Annotated in this window: 15 protein-coding genes and 1 pseudogene; 5 read left to right on the plus strand and 11 right to left on the minus strand. The window is 72.4% G+C overall.

The genetic code is table 11. The annotated features are described in order from the left end of the window. Position 1 precedes the first annotated feature (1 nt). Complete coding sequence (locus tag NR073_RS10100; protein WP_200891085.1) at positions 2 to 553, plus strand: hypothetical protein; 552 nt, start codon at positions 2 to 4, stop codon at positions 551 to 553. Further along, positions 550 to 1,341, plus strand: a complete 792-nt coding sequence (gene crtX, locus NR073_RS10105) for a C50 carotenoid glucosyltransferase CrtX (protein ID WP_036340477.1) — start codon at positions 550 to 552, stop codon at positions 1,339 to 1,341. Before NR073_RS10100 ends, crtX begins: the two co-directional genes overlap by 4 nt. Here crtX and NR073_RS10110 read toward each other — a convergent pair. Continuing rightward, positions 1,326 to 3,011 (minus strand): SDR family oxidoreductase, encoded by a 1,686-nt coding sequence (locus NR073_RS10110; RefSeq protein WP_044659278.1) that lies wholly within the window; start codon positions 3,009 to 3,011, stop codon positions 1,326 to 1,328. The genes crtX and NR073_RS10110 overlap by 16 nt on opposite strands. Positions 3,012 to 3,145: 134 nt before the next feature. Between NR073_RS10110 and NR073_RS10115 the strand changes: the two genes are divergently transcribed. Then, a complete protein-coding gene (locus tag NR073_RS10115) occupies positions 3,146 to 6,577 on the plus strand; it encodes an SNF2-related protein (protein ID WP_250202951.1) in 3,432 nt (1,143 codons plus the stop codon). Positions 6,578 to 6,733: 156 nt separating this feature from the next. After that, positions 6,734 to 7,966: an aminotransferase class I/II-fold pyridoxal phosphate-dependent enzyme gene (locus NR073_RS10120; RefSeq protein WP_256748791.1), complete on the plus strand. Its 1,233-nt coding sequence runs from the start codon at positions 6,734 to 6,736 to the stop codon at positions 7,964 to 7,966. Positions 7,967 to 8,009: 43 nt separating this feature from the next. Here the strand turns inward: NR073_RS10120 and NR073_RS10125 are convergent. Next, positions 8,010 to 8,180, minus strand: a pseudogene (locus NR073_RS10125) (acyl-CoA dehydrogenase); the annotation flags it as partial. Between the two features lie 143 nt (positions 8,181 to 8,323). Here NR073_RS10125 and NR073_RS10130 point away from each other — a divergent pair. Then, positions 8,324 to 9,796 carry a PQQ-binding-like beta-propeller repeat protein gene (locus tag NR073_RS10130; RefSeq protein ID WP_256748792.1) on the plus strand — a complete coding sequence of 491 codons (1,473 nt, stop codon included), beginning with the start codon at positions 8,324 to 8,326 and terminating at the stop codon, positions 9,794 to 9,796. A 25-nt stretch (positions 9,797 to 9,821) separates the two neighbouring features. Here NR073_RS10130 and NR073_RS10135 read toward each other — a convergent pair whose 3' ends face one another. The 9 genes from NR073_RS10135 to NR073_RS10175 all read right to left on the minus strand — a co-directional run. Then, positions 9,822 to 10,235: a DUF805 domain-containing protein gene (locus NR073_RS10135; protein ID WP_020626549.1), complete on the minus strand. Its 414-nt coding sequence runs from the start codon at positions 10,233 to 10,235 to the stop codon at positions 9,822 to 9,824. Between the two features lie 10 nt (positions 10,236 to 10,245). After that, positions 10,246 to 10,512 (minus strand): hypothetical protein, encoded by a 267-nt coding sequence (locus NR073_RS10140; protein ID WP_230278152.1) that lies wholly within the window; start codon positions 10,510 to 10,512, stop codon positions 10,246 to 10,248. Positions 10,513 to 10,520: 8 nt separating this feature from the next. Continuing rightward, positions 10,521 to 10,844 (minus strand): hypothetical protein, encoded by a 324-nt coding sequence (locus NR073_RS10145; protein WP_020626551.1) that lies wholly within the window; start codon positions 10,842 to 10,844, stop codon positions 10,521 to 10,523. Between the two features lie 479 nt (positions 10,845 to 11,323). After that, the gene (locus tag NR073_RS10150) at positions 11,324 to 11,836 is read right to left on the minus strand and encodes a GNAT family N-acetyltransferase (protein ID WP_020626554.1); all 513 of its coding nucleotides are present in this window, start codon (positions 11,834 to 11,836) and stop codon (positions 11,324 to 11,326) included. An 80-nt stretch (positions 11,837 to 11,916) separates the two neighbouring features. After that, on the minus strand, positions 11,917 to 12,330 hold the full coding sequence (locus NR073_RS10155; protein WP_036314920.1) for a VOC family protein: 414 nt from the start codon (positions 12,328 to 12,330) through the stop codon (positions 11,917 to 11,919). Positions 12,331 to 12,375: 45 nt separating this feature from the next. Beyond that, positions 12,376 to 12,558 (minus strand): hypothetical protein, encoded by a 183-nt coding sequence (locus NR073_RS10160; protein WP_020626556.1) that lies wholly within the window; start codon positions 12,556 to 12,558, stop codon positions 12,376 to 12,378. 308 nt (positions 12,559 to 12,866) lie between these two features. After that, positions 12,867 to 14,366, minus strand: coding sequence for an aldehyde dehydrogenase family protein (locus tag NR073_RS10165; RefSeq protein ID WP_036314923.1), 1,500 nt, complete (start codon positions 14,364 to 14,366; stop codon positions 12,867 to 12,869). A 37-nt stretch (positions 14,367 to 14,403) separates the two neighbouring features. Further along, complete coding sequence (locus NR073_RS10170) at positions 14,404 to 15,498, minus strand: zinc-binding dehydrogenase (RefSeq protein WP_020626558.1); 1,095 nt, start codon at positions 15,496 to 15,498, stop codon at positions 14,404 to 14,406. A 175-nt stretch (positions 15,499 to 15,673) separates the two neighbouring features. Then, positions 15,674 to 15,950 (minus strand): integrase core domain-containing protein (locus NR073_RS10175; RefSeq protein WP_256748793.1); only part of this gene is annotated, 277 nt, incomplete at its 5' end.

The raw sequence follows: 15,950 nt of genomic DNA on the forward strand, positions 1-15,950 counted from the left end.
CATGCTGCCGCTGATCCCCGCAGACCTGTTGCGCGCGCTCGGCCTGATCCTCGTCCCGGTCGCGGCGGTGCACGCCGGATGGCCGTCCGCGGCGGCGATGCTGCTCGTGTTCGGCTCCCAGTGGCTCACCCGCTGGCTCGCCCCGGGCGGAGTCCTGGACTGGGCCGCGCAGGCGGTCCTGCTGCTGGCCGGGTGGCTGAGCGTCATCGGCCTCTACCCGCGGGTGCCGTCGCTGGACCTGCTCGTGCACGCCGCCGCCTCCGCCGTGGTCGCCTGTCTGACGGCACTGGTGGTGGGGGCATGGCTCCGGCGTCGGGGGACCGAGGCCGGGCAGGCCGTGGCGCTGCTCGGCCCGGGCCTGGCCGGGCTGGGGATCGCGGCCGCCGCCGTGGCCCTGGGCGTGGTGTGGGAGCTGGCCGAATGGTGGGGGCACACGGCGGTGACCCCCGAGATCGGTGTGGGCTACACGGACACCATCGGCGACCTCGCCGCCGATCTCGTCGGCGCCGGGATCGGCGCCGCCCTCGCCGTGCGCCGGGAGCGCATCCGGTGACCCCGGCCCGCCCCACGGTCTCCGTGGTCGTCCCGGTGCTCGACGACGCCGAGCACCTGCGCGTGTGTCTCGCCCTGCTGGCCGCCCAGAGCCGGCCGGCGCTGGAGGTGGTGGTGGTGGACAACGGCTGCGTGGACGACTCGGCGGTGCTCGCCCGCGCCGCCGGCGCGCGGGTGGTGCACGAGCCGCGCCGCGGGGTCCCGGCCGCGGCGGCCGCCGGCCTGGACGCCGCGGTCGGGGAACTGCTGGTGCGCTGCGACGCCGACACGCGGATGCCCGCGGACTGGCTCGAACGGATCGTGGCTCGGTTCGACGCCGACCCCGGGCTCGACGCCCTCACCGGGCCGGGGACCTTCCACGACCAGCCCGGCCTCCGGGGACGGGTGCGGGCGGCGCTCTACACCGGCGCGTACCGCTGGGGGGCGGGCGCCGCGGTGGCGGCCACCCCCGTCTGGGGCTCCAACTGCGCCCTGCGCGCCGAGGCGTGGCAGGCTGTGCGGACCCGCGTCCACCGCGAACGCGGGGACGTGCACGATGACCTGGACCTGTCCTTCCAGCTGGCCCTGGCCGGCCGCCGGATCCGGTTCGATCCGGACCTGCGGGTGGAGGTCGCCGGGCGCATCTTCCACTCCCTGCGCCAGCGGGTGCGGCAGGGCCGGATGGCGGTCACCACCCTGCAGGTCAACTGGGCCCGGCTGTCCCCCGGGCGGCGGTGGCTGCGCCGGGCGGCCCGGTCACGCCCCCGGCCCCACTGGGGGCGTGGCCCCGACGGTCAGTCCCGCGACTGAGCGCCGCCGGCGCCGCGGGCTCGCCTGTCCAACGGGTTGCGACGCAGGGGCAGCCGGTCCACCAGCGGCCGCAGCAGGCCGCGGGTGCGGGGACGCTCGCCGCCGTCGTGCCGGCGCCTGGCCTCGGCCAGGATGTTCGCGGCCATCTCCGGGAACACCACGGCGTGGAAGGGCAGGATGGCGGTCCAGTAGGCGCGTCCGAGCAGGCCGTCCGGCATGAAGACCGCCCGCTGGCGGTAGACGGAGCCTCCGCCCTCCCGCGGCTCGGTGCTCAGCTGCAGCCAGGCCCGCCCGCCGGCCTTCATCTCCGCCCGCAGGGTCAGCCGCCGCCCCGGCTCCACGTCCTCCACCCGCCACCAGTCCACGGCGTCGCCGCGTCGCAGGTGGTTCGGGTCCCGCCGGCCGCGGGTCAGGCCGGGCCCGCCGGCCAACTTGTCCATCAGCCCGCGGATCTTCCACAGCAGCGGGGTCGAATACCAACCGTTGGCGCCGCCCACCGACTCGATCACCGGCCACACCTCCTGCGCGGGCAGGTCGGACTCGCGCTCGCGCTCGTCCGTGTAGACCGTGGTGCCGGCCCACTCGGGATCCGAGGGCAGGGGGGCGGCCGGGTCCGCGGAGCTCTGGAGGTCCGCGTCGAAGGTGACGTCCAGGGGGCCCTCCTTCTCCCGCTTCAGCGCCAGCCGCACGGCGTCCATGTAGGAGGTCAGCCCGCCCGGCGGGTCCGGGATGAGGTCGCGGACCGAGCGGTCCTCCACGACCGCCTCCTCGGCGAGGGATGCGGCCAGGGGCAGGGCCACCGCGACCGGGATGGGGGTCACCATGCCGATCCAGAAGCCCGCCAGGGTCTTCAAGGGCAACGGGGTGGGGATCACGATGCGCCGGGACAGGCCGGCGGCCTTGGCGTAGTCCACCAGCACGCTCGCGAACGGCTGGGGGTGCCCGTTGCCGATCTGGGCCCGCAGCTGCACGGGCTCCGGGAGGGCGCAGGCCTGCAGGAGGTAGTACAGGACGTCGCGGATGGCCAGCGGCTCCACCCGGTTCCTCAGCCAGGACGGGCCGGGCATCACGGGCAGCCGCTCGGCGAGGTGGCGGATCATCTCGAACGAGGTGGAGCCCGAGCCGATGATCACCCCGGCCTCGAACGTCAGTGCCGGGGTCGCCGCCCGCTCGAGACGCTCGGCCACGAGGGCGCGGGAGCGCATGTGGTCGGACAGCTCCGCGACGGGGACCGTGTCCGGGTGCAGGCCGGAGAGATAGACGAGCTGGGCCACGCCGGCCGTGTCCGCGGCGGTGCCCACGATGTCCGCGATCCGCTGCTCCTGGGCCACGAAGTCGCCGCCCCCGCCCATGGAGTGCACGAGGTAGAGCACGGTGTGCACGTCCTGCATGGCGGCTTCGACGAGGTCCGCCTCGGTGAGGTCGAGCTCCACCGCCTCGATGCTGTCCGACCACGGTCGGTCCGCGAGGTCGGAGGGGTTCCGGGCGCCGGCCCGGACGTCGAAGCCGGCGGCGAGCAGCTCGGGGATGAGGCGCCCGCCCACGTAACCGGTGGCACCGGTGACGAGGACGCGACGGCCCCGGCCGTCCGGCAGGGACAGGCCGAGGGGGGAGGTGTGGGACGCCGGCGTGGCACCGGCGGGGACGGGGGAGGGCTGTGTGGACGCCATGGGCGCACTCTAGGGTCCGGGGCGGGTCGGGCTGAAGGTCTCAGGTGTGCGGACCCGGGGCCCGTGAGTGGGCACGCCGCCGGACCTGCGTCGGTCGGAGCGGGCCCGGCACGGTCCGTGAAAGACTGCTCGCTATGGCCACTGCAGATTCCGGAGACGTCCTGCCGCACCTGCGCACCGAGGCCATCCGCGCCGTCGTCGGGCCCACCAGTGCGGACCGCGGCTTCGCCGTGGCCGCGTCGGGTGCCGTGGGGCGCCTGCGCTATGACGCCGCCACCGGCCGTCTGAGCGCCTCCGTCCAGGGCACCGCGCCCAGCCCCTACCGGGTGCAGGTGCAGCTGCAGGAGGCCTACGACGACGCCGCCGAGGACGGCGCCGGCGCCCTCATGGAGCCGGTGGGCGGGCGCTGCACGTGCCCGGTCGGGACGGACTGCAAGCACGTGGCCGCCGCGCTCTACCAGGTGGTCCGCCTCGACGCCGACCAGGCCCTCGACGACGCCCGCCGCAAGCTCGCCGAGATGGTCACCACGGCGGACGCGCTGCCCGCGCCCGCCGGCCGGGGCCACGACGGCGGCGGCCCGGCCGGCCTCGACGCCCCGGCCGCGGACGGGGCGGCACCCCCACCCCCTGCCGGCCTGGACTGGCGACGGGTCATGGAGCCGCTGGCCGGACTCCACGGCCCGCGCCGGGTGGGCACGCCGCCCGCGCTGGCGATCGGCGTGGAGCTCGTGGCCGAGTCCTCCCGCAACGCGTTCCAGCAGTGGGGCCCGGCGACCGCCGGGGAGGAGCAGGTGCGCGAGGGCCGCCCGCTGTACGTGACCGTGCGCCCGCTCAAGCGCGGGGCCAAGGGGACGTGGATCAAGGGCGGGCTGACGTGGAAGGCGTTCCAGTTCCCGCGCGCCGAGTTCGCCCCCGCCCAGGAGCGGGCGATGCGCCTGATCTGGCGTCAGGTCCAGGCCGAGGACTCCTACCCGGGCGACGCCTGGTTCGGTCTGCACGTCTTCGACTCCCCGCGGATCTGGCAGCTGCTCGCGGAGGCCCGCGAGGTCGGGGTGGAGCTCGTGCCGCTGGGGCTGCTGACGGACGTGGTGCTGGAGGCGCCCGTCGCCGTCGGGCTGGACGTCACCCGCGCCCCCGACGGCGGTCTGGACGTGGCCCCGTCCCTGGACCCGGCCCCGCCCGGCCTCGGGCTGAGCGGTGTGCACGCCGTGGGAGGCATCGGCTTCTACCGCGTGGAGCTCACGGACGAGGAGGCCGTGCTCCACCTGATCCCCGCCGCACGCCCCGTCCCCGAGGCCGTGCAGCAGCTCGTGCTCGCCGGCGGGCCCGTGCGCGTGCCCGCCGCGGACCGCGAGGAGTTCCTCGGCCGGATCTACCCGCGGCTGCGTGGCGCCCTGCCCGTGACCAGCGGCGACGCCTCCGTGGAGCTGCCCGAGTTCGAGCCGCCCGTGCTGCGGCTGCGCGCCGACTTCCGACCCGGCCACGAGCTCGTGCTGCGCTGGTCCTGGCTCTACTTCGACCCGCCCCGCGAACTCGGCCTCGACGCCGGCGGCGACCCCCTGCGGGACACCCGGCACGAGGACGCGGTGCTGCGCGCCGTGGCCGAGCTCTGGCCGCGCGCCGGCCGTGCGGAGGAGCAGGTCCTCGAGGGCGTGGGCGCCGCCCGGTTCTCCGAGCAGGTGCTGCCGCTGCTGCAGCGCGCGGACCACGTGCGCGTGGACGTCACCGGCGACCGCCCCGACTACCGCGAGCTGAAGGCCGCCCCGCGCATCGAGGTCGGCACGAAGGCCACGCAGAACGACTGGTTCGACCTCGGCGTGCAGGTCTCCGTGGACGGGCACGTGCTGCCGTTCGTGGAGCTGTTCACCGCGCTCGTGCAGGGCAGGACCACGCTGATCCTCGCGGACGGCTCCTACCTGGGCCTCGACCACCCCGCCTTCGACCGGTTGCGCGCCCTGCTCTCCGAGGCCGCCACCCTGCAGGAGTGGACCCCGGAGCACACCCCCGTCTCACGGCACCAGGTCGGCTTCTGGGAGGACCTCAAGGAGCTCGCGGACGAGGTGGACGAGGACCCGGAGTGGACCGCCGCCGTCGGGCGTCTGGCCGCCGTCGAGCGCCTCCCCGAGGCCCCGCGCCCCGCCGGCCTGAAGGCCGACCTGCGCCCCTACCAGGAGGAGGGCCTGCGCTGGCTCGCGTTCCTGTGGGAGCAGGACCTCGGCGGGATCCTGGCCGACGACATGGGCCTGGGCAAGACCGTCCAGACCCTCGCGCTCTTCGCCCACGCGCGCCAGGCCCGGCCCGAGCGGCCGCCGTTCCTCGTGGTCGCGCCGAGCTCCGTGGTGTCCGTGTGGGCGGCCGAGGCCGAGAAGTTCACCCCGGACCTCGACGTGCGCGTCCTGGACACCACCACCCGCAAGCGCGGCACCGCCGTGGCGGACGAGGTGGCGGGGGCGGACGTGGTGGTCACCAGCTACACGCTCCTGAGGATCGACGCCGGCCAGTACGGCGGACTCGACTGGGGCGGGGTGGTCTTCGACGAGGCACAGTTCCTGAAGAACCGCGCCGCGAAGGTGCACACGGTGGCCCGCGACCTGCGCGCCCCCTTCCGGCTGGCCATCACCGGCACGCCGATGGAGAACTCCCTCAGCGACCTGTGGGCGCTGCTGGGCGTCGTCGTGCCGGGCCTGTTCCCGAGCCACCGCCGGTTCCGCGAGACCTACGTGACCCCCATCGAGACCGGGGGGGACCCCGAGCGGATGGCGGCCCTGCGCCGCCGCGTGCGCCCGTTCATGCTGCGCCGCTCCAAGGAGCTCGTGGCGAAGGACCTGCCGTCCAAGCAGGAGCAGATCCTCCAGGTGGAGCTCGAGCCGGCCCACCGCAAGCTCTACGACCGCGTGCTCCAGCGCGAGCGCCGCAAGGTGTTGGGCCTGCTCGGGGACATGGACGGCAACCGGTTCACCATCTTCACGTCGCTCACGCTGCTGCGGATGCTCGCGCTGGCGCCGCAGATCGTCGACGACCAGTACGCCTCCGTGCCCAGCTCGAAGCTCGAGCGGTTCCTCGACGACCTCACCGAGGTGATCGGCGAGGGGCACCGCGTGATCGTGTTCAGCCAGTTCACGAGCTTCCTGCGGGTGATCGCCGAGGAGCTGGACCACCTGGAGATCGAGCACGCGTACCTCGACGGCTCCACGCGCGGGCGCGCCGACGTGATCCGCGGCTTCCGCGAGGGCGAGGCGCCGGTGTTCCTGATCTCCCTGAAGGCGGGCGGCTTCGGCCTGACCCTGACCGAGGCGGACTACGTGTTCCTCATGGATCCGTGGTGGAACCCCGCTGCGGAGGCGCAGGCCGTGGACCGGGCGCACCGGATCGGGCAGGAGCGGACCGTGATGGTCTACCGGCTCGTGTCCGAGGGGACGATCGAGGAGAAGGTGCTCGAGCTGCAGCGGCGCAAGGCCGAGCTGTTCGGCGCGCTCATGGACGAGTCCGACGACTCCGGAGCCGGCGCCTTCACCGACTCCCTCACCGCCGAGGACATCCGGGAGATGCTCGGCGCCGAGGAGTGAGGGCCGCGCGAGGCGCGCCGGACGTTTTCGTTCGGGAAACGGCGGCGTGTCGAGACGTTTTCGTTCGGGAAACGGCGGCCCGCCCGCCCGTTTCGTCAACGAAAGTCGTCCCCGGGGCGCCGTTTCCCGAACGAAAGCGGGGGGTAGCCTCGGGCCATGCGTCGCCCGTCCCGTTCCAGCACCGCCGACCCCACCTTCGTGCCGTCCGCCCGGTCGCAGGTGCCGCCGTTCACGGTGATGAGCATCCTCGGCCGGGTCGCCGAGCTGCGCGCCGCCGGCCACGACGTCGTCAGCCTGTGCGCGGGGGAGCCGGGCGGGGGCGCCCCGCCCGCCGTCGACGCCGCGGCCGCCGCCGTCCACGCCTCCGGCCGTGCCCTCACCTACACCCCGGCGCTGGGCCTGCCGCAGCTGCGGGCCGCCGTCGCCGGCCACTACCGCCGCTGGTACGGGCTCGACGTCCGCCCCGAGCAGGTCGCGATCACCACGGGCTCCTCGGGGGCGTTCATGCTCGGCTTCCTCGCGGCGTTCTCCCCGGGAGACCGCGTGCTCCTGCCACGCCCCGGTTACCCCGCGTACCGCAACATCCTCACGGCGCTCGGGGTGGAGGTGGTGGACGTGGACGTCGACGCCGGCACCCGCTACCAGCCCACGGTCGCCCACCTGGAGGCGGCGCTCGCGGAGGGCCCGGTCGCGGGGCTCGTGCTCGCCTCCCCGGCCAATCCCACGGGCACGATGGTCAGCGCCGACGAGCTCGCCGAGCTCGCCCGCTGGTGCGAGGAACGCGGTGTGCGGCTCGTCTCGGACGAGATCTACCACGGCATCGTGCACACGGACGGGGAGGGGCTCGGCGCCTGCGCATGGCGCACCTCCCGCACCGCGCTCGTGGTCAGCTCGTTCTCCAAGTACTGGGGCATGCCCGGCTGGCGGCTGGGCTGGATGCTCATGCCGGACGACCTCGCCGCCGCGGTCGACGGCCTCGCCGGCTCGGTCGCCCTCTGCCCGCCCGCCGCGGCCCAGGAGGCGGCCGTCCACGCGTTCAGCGAGGAGTCCTACGCGTTCTGTGCCGAGCAGGCCGGCGGCTTCACGGCGACGCGCGGCGTCGTGCTGGCCGCCCTGCCCCGGCTCGGCTGGGCCGACGCCGCCCCCGCCGACGGCGCCTTCTACCTCTGGGCCCGTCTCGCCCCGGGCATGCTGGCGGAGTTCGGCAGCGCCGTCGGCTACTGCGCCGCCCTGCTGGAGGAGGCCGGCGTCGCGCTGACCCCCGGCGACGACTTCGACGCCGTCCACGGGCCCGAGTCCGTCCGGCTCTCCTTCGCCGCCGGCCCGGACGCCGTCCACGAGGCGCTCGAGCGGATCGCCGCCTGGCATGCGGCGCGCGGCCTGGCCTGACGGGCTCCGCCGCGCGCCGCACCGCCCGACGCCTCAGCCGCCCGACCGGCGTGTCCGTGACGGCCCGGTCGCCGAGCAGTCGGGCGCGGTAGATCAGCGGGTTGTGGCTGACCAGCACCCGCGCATTGCGCCCATGCCGGTCCAGCCCGCGTGTGCGCAGGGTCGCGGAGGCCCCGCCCACCTCGAACAGGCGGGTCGCCGCGCGCTCGAGGGCGTCACGTGCCGGTTCCCGCGACGGGGGCGCGCCGTCGGCGCCGCCGGGATGACGGGGTGAGGTCCACCGCAGTATTGCGAATCATCCGCAACAGTCTTTATTGTGAATCAGTCGCATCTTCTCGCTCTCGTGAAAGGCTCCCCGTGTCCCACTTCGCCCCGCAGCGCCGTTCCACGCGCACCGCCACCTTCTCCGCCACCCTCGCCGCCGCGGCCATCGCCCTGACGGCGTGCGGCGCGGACGCCGACCCGTCCGGCCCGACGTCGGCACCCGCCTCCGCCGCGGGCGGCTCCGAGTCGCCGGCGGGTGAGGCGACGGCGGCCTCCTCCGTCTCCGCGGAGGACCGCGTCGACCCGACCCAGACCACCGAGGTCTCCGCGGTGACGCCGCGCATCCTGCTCTCGCACGAGGACGGGCTCACGCTGCTCGACGCCGAGTCCGGTGAGGTGGTGAAGGAGCAGGACATCACGGGCTTCAAGCGGCTGAGCAACGCCGGCAACGGCAAGGACGTCCTGGTGACCACCGGGAACGGCTGGGAGGTGTTCTCCACCGGCATCCAGGCCAAGGCCCACGGCGATCACGTCCACCACTACGAGTCCGCGCCCGGCATGACCGGCGTGACGTTCCCGGGTGAGCATCCCGGCCACGTCGTCACCCACAACGGCAAGACCACCCTCTTCGCGGACGGCACGGGCGCGATCCGCACCTTCGACTCGACCCACCTGGACAAGGCGACCCCGGACCTCATGCCCGTCATGACGGAGGCCGAGACCGAGGACCCGCACCACGGCGTGGCGCTCGAGCTCTCCGACGGCACCCTCTTCACCACGCAGGGCACCGAGGACTCCCGCAACACGCTCCAGGTGATCGACCCGAAGACCAGCGAGGTCACGGCCGAGACCGACGACTGCCCCGGCAGCCACGGCGAGGCCGCGGCCCAGCCGACGGAGGCGGGCGACGTCGTCGTGATGGGATGCGAGAACGGGCCCGTCGTGTACCGGGACGGCGAGTTCCACAAGGTGGACGTCGAGACCGAGTATCAGCGCTCCGGGAACCTGTTCGGGCTGCATGACTCGCCCATCGTCCTGGGTGATCACAAGGTCGAGGAGGAGCCGGAGGAGGCCGTCGAGCGGCCCACGGCGATCGCCCTCATCGACACCCGCACCGATGAGCTCACCACCGTGGACCTCGGCTCCTCCTACTGGTTCCGCTCGCTCGGCCGCGCCGAGGACGGTTCCGCGGTCGTGCTGACCTACGACGGCGAGGTCACCGTGATCGACGAGGAGACCGGTGAGGTCGCCGCCGAGTACCCGGTGATCGAGCCGTGGAAGGAGAAGGACGAGTGGCAGGAGCCCGGCCCGATCCTCAAGGTGGCCGGGAACACCGCCTACGTCACCGACGCGGAGGCCCAGAAGCTCGTGGCCGTCGACCTGGAGACCGGTGAGACCGTCCTGGAGAAGGACCTGGAGTTCGCCCCGGTCGAGATGGCCGTGGTCACCGGCGAGCCCGAGTCCGTGAAGCCCGAGGAGGGCGCTGATGCCGAGTCCGGCCACGACGAGCACGCCGACCACGATCACGGCCACGAGTCCGACGAGCACACCGACCACGATCACTGATCAGGTCGGGCCAGGGGAGCGGGGGTCAGCGCCGCGCGGCCGTGGCCCCCGCCGGCACCGGGTCCGACGCATCGGCGGGGTGTCCGAGGCGCGGGGCGGACGGCTGGAGCGCGAACACGAGCAGCGTGAGCGGGCCGACGAACGGCACCAGCCCGAGGAACAGCCACGCGCGGCTGAAGCCGGCGTCGTGGAGGCGCCGGGCGAGCAGGGCGAGCGAGGGGAGTGCGTGCGTGATCCCCACGAGGAGGACGGCCGCGTCGCGGAGGGACAGGTCCGGGGAGCCGAGGAGGAACACGTCCAGGACGGTGGACACGAAGTGAACGACGGCCTGCAGGAGCCACACGTAGAGCGCCGCGAGCCAGAAGTCGGCGCGGGACGCGCGCCCGCTGAACTGCGCGTAGCCGGCGTAGTAGCGGCGGATGGCCTGAAGCATGGTCATGGTCCGGCCCTCAGTCCTGCCGAGGGGACGCCAGCAGACCCTGTGCCGCGACGATCACGAGCATCGCAGCTCCCGCTTCGGCCGCCCCCGCGGGCCCGGCCACGGGATCGCCGAGAACCGCGACTACGGCACCGGCGAGCCCCAGCACGGCCATCGCCCCGCCGATCCACCAGAACACCGGGGCCTGGAATGCCCGGGCGAACGGGAGGAAGTGGCCGCCCACCACGGCGGCCACCAGGGCGATCTGCGCCGTCGGTGCGTCGAGCGCGAGTGCCACCAGGCGTGTCACGGGGAGGAGCGCCAGCATCGTGACGACGGCGATCCCGTAGACGCGCCGCGGGCGGGCGCCTGCACGGCGGGCAGCACCCGCCGGCGCAGCAGCACGACCACCAACGTGAAGCCGATCAGCGCGATCGCGCTGCCGCGCAGCGTGCCCTGGTGCTCGGCCGGCAGCCCCGCGATCCCGCCGAACAGGAAGGCGCCGCCGCCGACCACCCCGATCAGCCCGCCCCACACCACCGGGTGCCGGAGGTGGCCGATCCCGCGGACGGGCGGGTCGTCGTCGAAGTGGGCCGGCCGCATGGGGCGGGCCGTGGTCGTGTCCGTCATGGTTCCCCCTCGCATCACGTGTGACATGCGTCATCCTGCCATGACGGGTGGACGGGTCAGGCCCCCTGTGGACAGGCCCCGATGATCATCAGCGGGTGCTCCGCCGCGTCGAATGGGCGGCCGTGCCAGCCGCTCCAGACGCGGTCCACCGCCAGGTCCACCGACGCCGGCTCGATCAGCTCCGCCGTGCCCCGCCGCCACTCGACGCGGTCCCCGCCGGGGCGATCCCCGCGACGACGCGGGCGTCATCGTAGGCGCGGCGGTTCGTCTCGGCCGGGTCCAGATGCATGGACGGCACCGTATCTTGAAGATGACCGCATGCACCGCCAGCTGGACCACGAGGAGTTCGACCAGCGGCTCGAGGGCTGAGCCGCCGCGGTCTGCCGCGCTCACCCCACGAAGACGCAGAAGCGCCTGGCCGGCTGGGCGCAGGGCGTGTCTCCTCAGTGGGCACGCACCCATGGCGGCAGTTCAGTGCGTCATGCCTCTTGGCCGTGGCTGCTGTAGACCACGATCGGCGCTCTACTGGGATCGCGCGTCCTCTTCCACACGGTCATGCCAATTCGTTCGGCCACGCGACGGGAAGCCATGTTGTCGGGGTTGATGATCGCGGTGACCATCGTTGCGTCGAGGGTCTCGAACCCGTGTCGCAGGCAGGCAGAGGCCCCCTCGGTTGCCAGTCCCTGTCCCTGGCGTTCAGGCAGGACGTGGTAGCCGACCTCGAGGACCTCCTGGCCGTCGACGTTCTGCCAGGTCAGGCCGCAGTCACCGATGAAGTCGCCGGTGGTCCGGTGTTCGATGACCCACAGGCCGAACCCATGCTTGGCGTAGTTGTCCTTCGACCAGTTGATCCACCGCTGCACCTCGTTGCGCGACTTGGCCCGCGGGTAGTAGCGCATGACCTCCGCGTCTCCGCGGAGCCTGCACATGTCGTCGAGGTCAGCGTCGGTCATGCACCGGAACGTGAGTCGATCGGTGGGTTGCGGGATCACCCGACGACCTTACCGACGGCACTGAACCGGCTTCTTTGTCTTCGACATGTGCGTGAAACCACCCCCGCGGTCTGCCGCGCTCACCCCACGAAGACGCAGAAGGGGTGGCCGGCCGGGTCCGCGAACACGTACAGGGGCTCGTCCTCGTCGTCGGAGCGGTCCTGGACGAGGCGCCCGCCCAGGCGCAGGGCGTGGTCGTGGGCCGCGTCGAGGGAATCGCGGTCCGGCACGGTGAAATCCAGGTGCAGCTGCATCGGCACCTCGGGTGACGGCCACGTGCTGGGCTTCAGTTCGTCGGTGCGCTGGAATGTCAGGACGCGGCGGCCGTCGTCGTCCAGCAGCACGAGCCAGTCCGCGCTGTCCGGCTCGCGACCGTCCGCGAGCTCGTCGCCCGCGCGGTAGTGGAGGCCGAGGAGCTCGCGGTAGAACTCCGCGACGGAACGGATGTCGACGGCGTCGATCACCGGCTGCTGGAGCACGGGGCGAGTGACCATGGCCACACACTAAGCGACCTCGGTGTCCGCGTCAGCGTCTCGGCCTCAGTCGACGTCGTCGCGCCCCGCATCCACCCACCGCGCGGCCGGCACGACGGCGGCCAGCGAGACCACCGCCAGGACCTGCCACCCCGCGAGCGCCCAGCCGACCCCGAGCGCACCGCCTCGATCAGTGGCTGATCCCTCGCCGCCCATCCGGTGGCGGGGGATCAGCCGTGCGGTGGGCACGAGGCCACGGATGGGACCGAGACTTGCGGCGCTCCCGCTTGCGGTGGCCGTACCGGTGGCTGAGAGGCGAATGCGAAAAGCGTGACCGGCCCGATCTTCGGATCAGACACAGGAAGATCCAGGCGCGGTTGAAGTCAGCGTCGTGGAGCCGGCGTCGTAGCGCCGGATTGCGTCGCTGAAATGCAGGGCCTTGCCCTCAGCCCTGCCGCGACGGGCGGATGCGGCAGGCGCCCCTGTGAATGACCACCGATGTCGGTCAGCCGCCGCAGGATCCCACCCGCGGCGGCTGACCGACTGGCGTTCGTCTGTCAGAGTGCGATGGTCACGGACTTCACCTGGGTGTACAGCTCCAAGCTCTCCGCGCCCAGCTCCCGGCCCCAGCCGGACTGCCGAAAGCCACCGAACGGCAGCTGCGAGTCCAGGGCATGGAAGGTATTGACCCACACCGTGCCGGCCTTGAGCCGTGCGGCCACGCGGTGGGCACGGGAGACGTCCCGGGTCCACAGGGCGGCGGCGAGGCCGTATACCGAATCGTTCGCGGCGCGGATCACTTCGTCCTCGTCGGTGAACTTCACGGAGACGGCCACCGGGCCGAAGATCTCCTCGCGGACAATGGACATCTCCGGGGTGGTCTCCGTGAAGAGGGTGGGCTCCACGTAGAAGCCGGCGTCGCCGTGCCGCTGCCCGCCCGTCAGAGCGACGGCACCGTCCCGCTTGCCCTCCTCAACGAAGCCCATCACCCGGTCCAGCTGCTCCTGGGAGACCAGCGGGGTGATGGCGGCGTCCTCGGTGCCCGGACCGATGCTCATCTGGCGCATCTTCGCGGCGAGGGCCTCGTTGAACCGGTCGTAGACGTCGGCGTGCACGAACACGCGCGTGCCGGACTCGCAGGCCTGACCCGAGTTCAGGGTGAATCCCATGAGCGCCCCGTCCACGGCGGCGTCGATGTTGGCATCCGCGAACACGATGTTGGGGGACTTGCCTCCCAGCTCGAGCGACACCTTCTTCAAGTTTTCGGCCGCCGCCCCCACGATCTTCTTGCCCACCTCGGTGGAGCCGGTGAACGCGACCTTGTCCACGTCAGGGTGGGCGGTGAGCGCAGCACCGGCGTCGCCGTGGCCGGTGACGATGTTGACGACGCCAGCCGGCACGCCTGCCTCCGTCAACAGTTCGCCCAGCATCAGTGCTGTCAGCGGCGTCTGCTCCGCGGGCTTGAGGACCACGGTGTTGCCCGTGGCCAGTGCGGGGGCGATCTTCCAGGCCGCCATCAACAGCGGGAAGTTCCATGGGATGATCTGACCGCACACGCCCACGGGCTCGCGCCGTGTGTAGGAGTGAAACTCGGCCTCGGGCGGGGCCAGCAGCATGGATGGAGCATTGACGGCCCCCTGCAGCTTCGAGGGCCAGCCCGCGTAGTAACGGAAGCAGTCCGCAGCGGCGCGGACGTCAAAGGCGCTGGCGATGCCCACGCCTTTGCCCTGGTCGAGGGACTCCAGGAGCGCGAAGTCCTCGAGGCGTTCGGTGATCAGGTTGGAGATCCGCCACAGCAGGTCCTCGCGTACATTCGGCCGCATCCGAACCCATGAGCCCTCGTCGAAGGCGGCACGGGCCGCGGCGACGGCGGCGTCGATGTCGGCCTGCTCGGCGTGCGCCACCGTGGCGAGCACCTCGCCGGTGGCAGGATCCCGGGTCTCGAAGGTCTTCCCGGACGCCGCGTCGACCCATTCACCGCCGATCAGGAGGCGGTGGGGGCGGTCCAGGAAGGCGCGTACTCGCGCGGTCATAGGGGAGTTCGATGTCTCAGTCATGGTGCGTCCTAGGAGTCGTGAGATGGGGAGTGGGGCATCAGAACGAGGTGATGACGGAACGGATCACCTCGCCGTTGAGGAGCCGCTCGTACCCGGTATTGATCTCATCGAGGGAGATCTCCTGGGAGACCATGTGGTCCAGATCCATACGTCCCTGGACGTACAGGTCGGCGTACAGCGGGATGTCGCGCTGGATGTTGGAGGAGCCCATGGCCACCGCCTGCAGGCGTCGCTGTGCGAACAGCGAATCGAGCGAGGCGCCGAACTGGGCCGTGGTCCCGGGCGGGGCAATGCCGATCAGGTACGCGGTTCCGCCAGGTCCGAGAACGTCCTGGGCGAGTTGCTGGGTCACTGGCAACCCGATGGCCTCGAACGCGTGGTCCACTCCGGTGCCCGTGATCCCGAGGACCGCCTCGACGGCGTCCCCGGAGCCCGAGTTGACCACGTCGGTGGCGCCGAACCGGCGGGCCGCCTCAAGCTTGGAGTCGTCCAGGTCGATCGCGATCACGCGCTTGGCGCCGCATAGACGGGCACCGCTCACGGCATTGAGGCCGATGCCACCGACGCCCACGACGGCCACCGTGTCACCGGGCCGTACGTGGGCCGTGTTGATGGCCGCGCCAGCACCGGTGACGACCGAGCAACCGATGAGCGCGGCCTGCGGGAAGGGGATGTCCTCGTTGACAACGGCTAGCTGGTTCTCATGGACGAGTACCTGCTCGGCGAATCCGCCCACGTTGACGGACTGGGCGACGGGCGTGCCGTCCTGAAGTGTGAGGCGTGGCTTCTCCTCCGGCCCCCGCACCACAGCCTCCTGATTCAGGCACAGGGTGGTCTGGCCCGCGAGACACCGCGCGCAGGCCCCGCAGTAGGCGATCAGACAGGCGACGACGCGGTCGCCCGGCTTCAGGCTTGTCACGCTGGGGCCGACCGCGGCGACGACACCGGAGATCTCATGCCCTCCGGCGGCGGGCAGGGGCAGGCCGAAGTCGTGGTCGATGAGGTGCAGGTCCGAGTGGCACAGGCCGGAGGCCTTCACGTCCACCAAGACCTCCCGCCCCACCGGGTCGTCGATCACCACATCATGGATCTCGAACTTGCCCCCGACCTTCATTGCGAGCGCTGCGCGCATAATCGTTCTCCATTCACTAGGGTCGATTCCTGTCGCCTGAATATGACCTAGATCACATGTGGCAGAGTCAGGCTATGACCGGTGCCGTAGGGGCGGGGTGTGCAGTTCTGCGACACCCGCGGCGGCGGTGGCCCATCCTGACGGCGGGGGTCCTGGTGATGTGCGGACGGGCGGCCTAGGTGTAGGAGGGCATGACGTTGTTGACTCGGGCCGGGGCCAACGAGGCCGGAGGGGCGTCCCCGCAGGAGGTATGAGGCCGATGGTAGTTGTAGTGGTTCACCCACACGGCCAGCGCCTCACGCCGAGCTGTCTCTGAGGTATACGGGCGGGCGTAGAGGACCTCATCGACCATCAGCCGGTTGTACCGTTCGACCTTCCCGTTATGGCGCGGGGTGTAGGGGCGGATCCGGTGGTGCCGGCCCCCGAGCGAGACCACCTTGGCGGTGAAGTCC

The sequence above is a fragment of the Micrococcus sp. Mcc28 genome (genome assembly GCF_024519775.1).
Taxonomy (GTDB): domain Bacteria; phylum Actinomycetota; class Actinomycetes; order Actinomycetales; family Micrococcaceae; genus Micrococcus; species Micrococcus luteus.

Coding starts and splice junctions, on each gene's coding strand:
- NR073_RS10135 (WP_020626549.1), bottom strand. CDS start 10,235: ATGACCATGCTTCAGGCCATCCGCCGCTACTACGCCGGCTACGCGCAG.
- NR073_RS10170 (WP_020626558.1), bottom strand. CDS start 15,498: ATGCGCGCAGCGCTCGCAATGAAGGTCGGGGGCAAGTTCGAGATCCAT.
- NR073_RS10110 (WP_044659278.1), bottom strand. CDS start 3,011: ATGGCGTCCACACAGCCCTCCCCCGTCCCCGCCGGTGCCACGCCGGCG.
- NR073_RS10115 (WP_250202951.1), top strand. CDS start 3,146: ATGGCCACTGCAGATTCCGGAGACGTCCTGCCGCACCTGCGCACCGAG.
- NR073_RS10145 (WP_020626551.1), bottom strand. CDS start 10,844: ATGACGGACACGACCACGGCCCGCCCCATGCGGCCGGCCCACTTCGAC.
- NR073_RS10100 (WP_200891085.1), top strand. CDS start 2: ATGCTGCCGCTGATCCCCGCAGACCTGTTGCGCGCGCTCGGCCTGATC.
- NR073_RS10155 (WP_036314920.1), bottom strand. CDS start 12,330: ATGGTCACTCGCCCCGTGCTCCAGCAGCCGGTGATCGACGCCGTCGAC.
- NR073_RS10165 (WP_036314923.1), bottom strand. CDS start 14,366: ATGACTGAGACATCGAACTCCCCTATGACCGCGCGAGTACGCGCCTTC.
- NR073_RS10120 (WP_256748791.1), top strand. CDS start 6,734: ATGCGTCGCCCGTCCCGTTCCAGCACCGCCGACCCCACCTTCGTGCCG.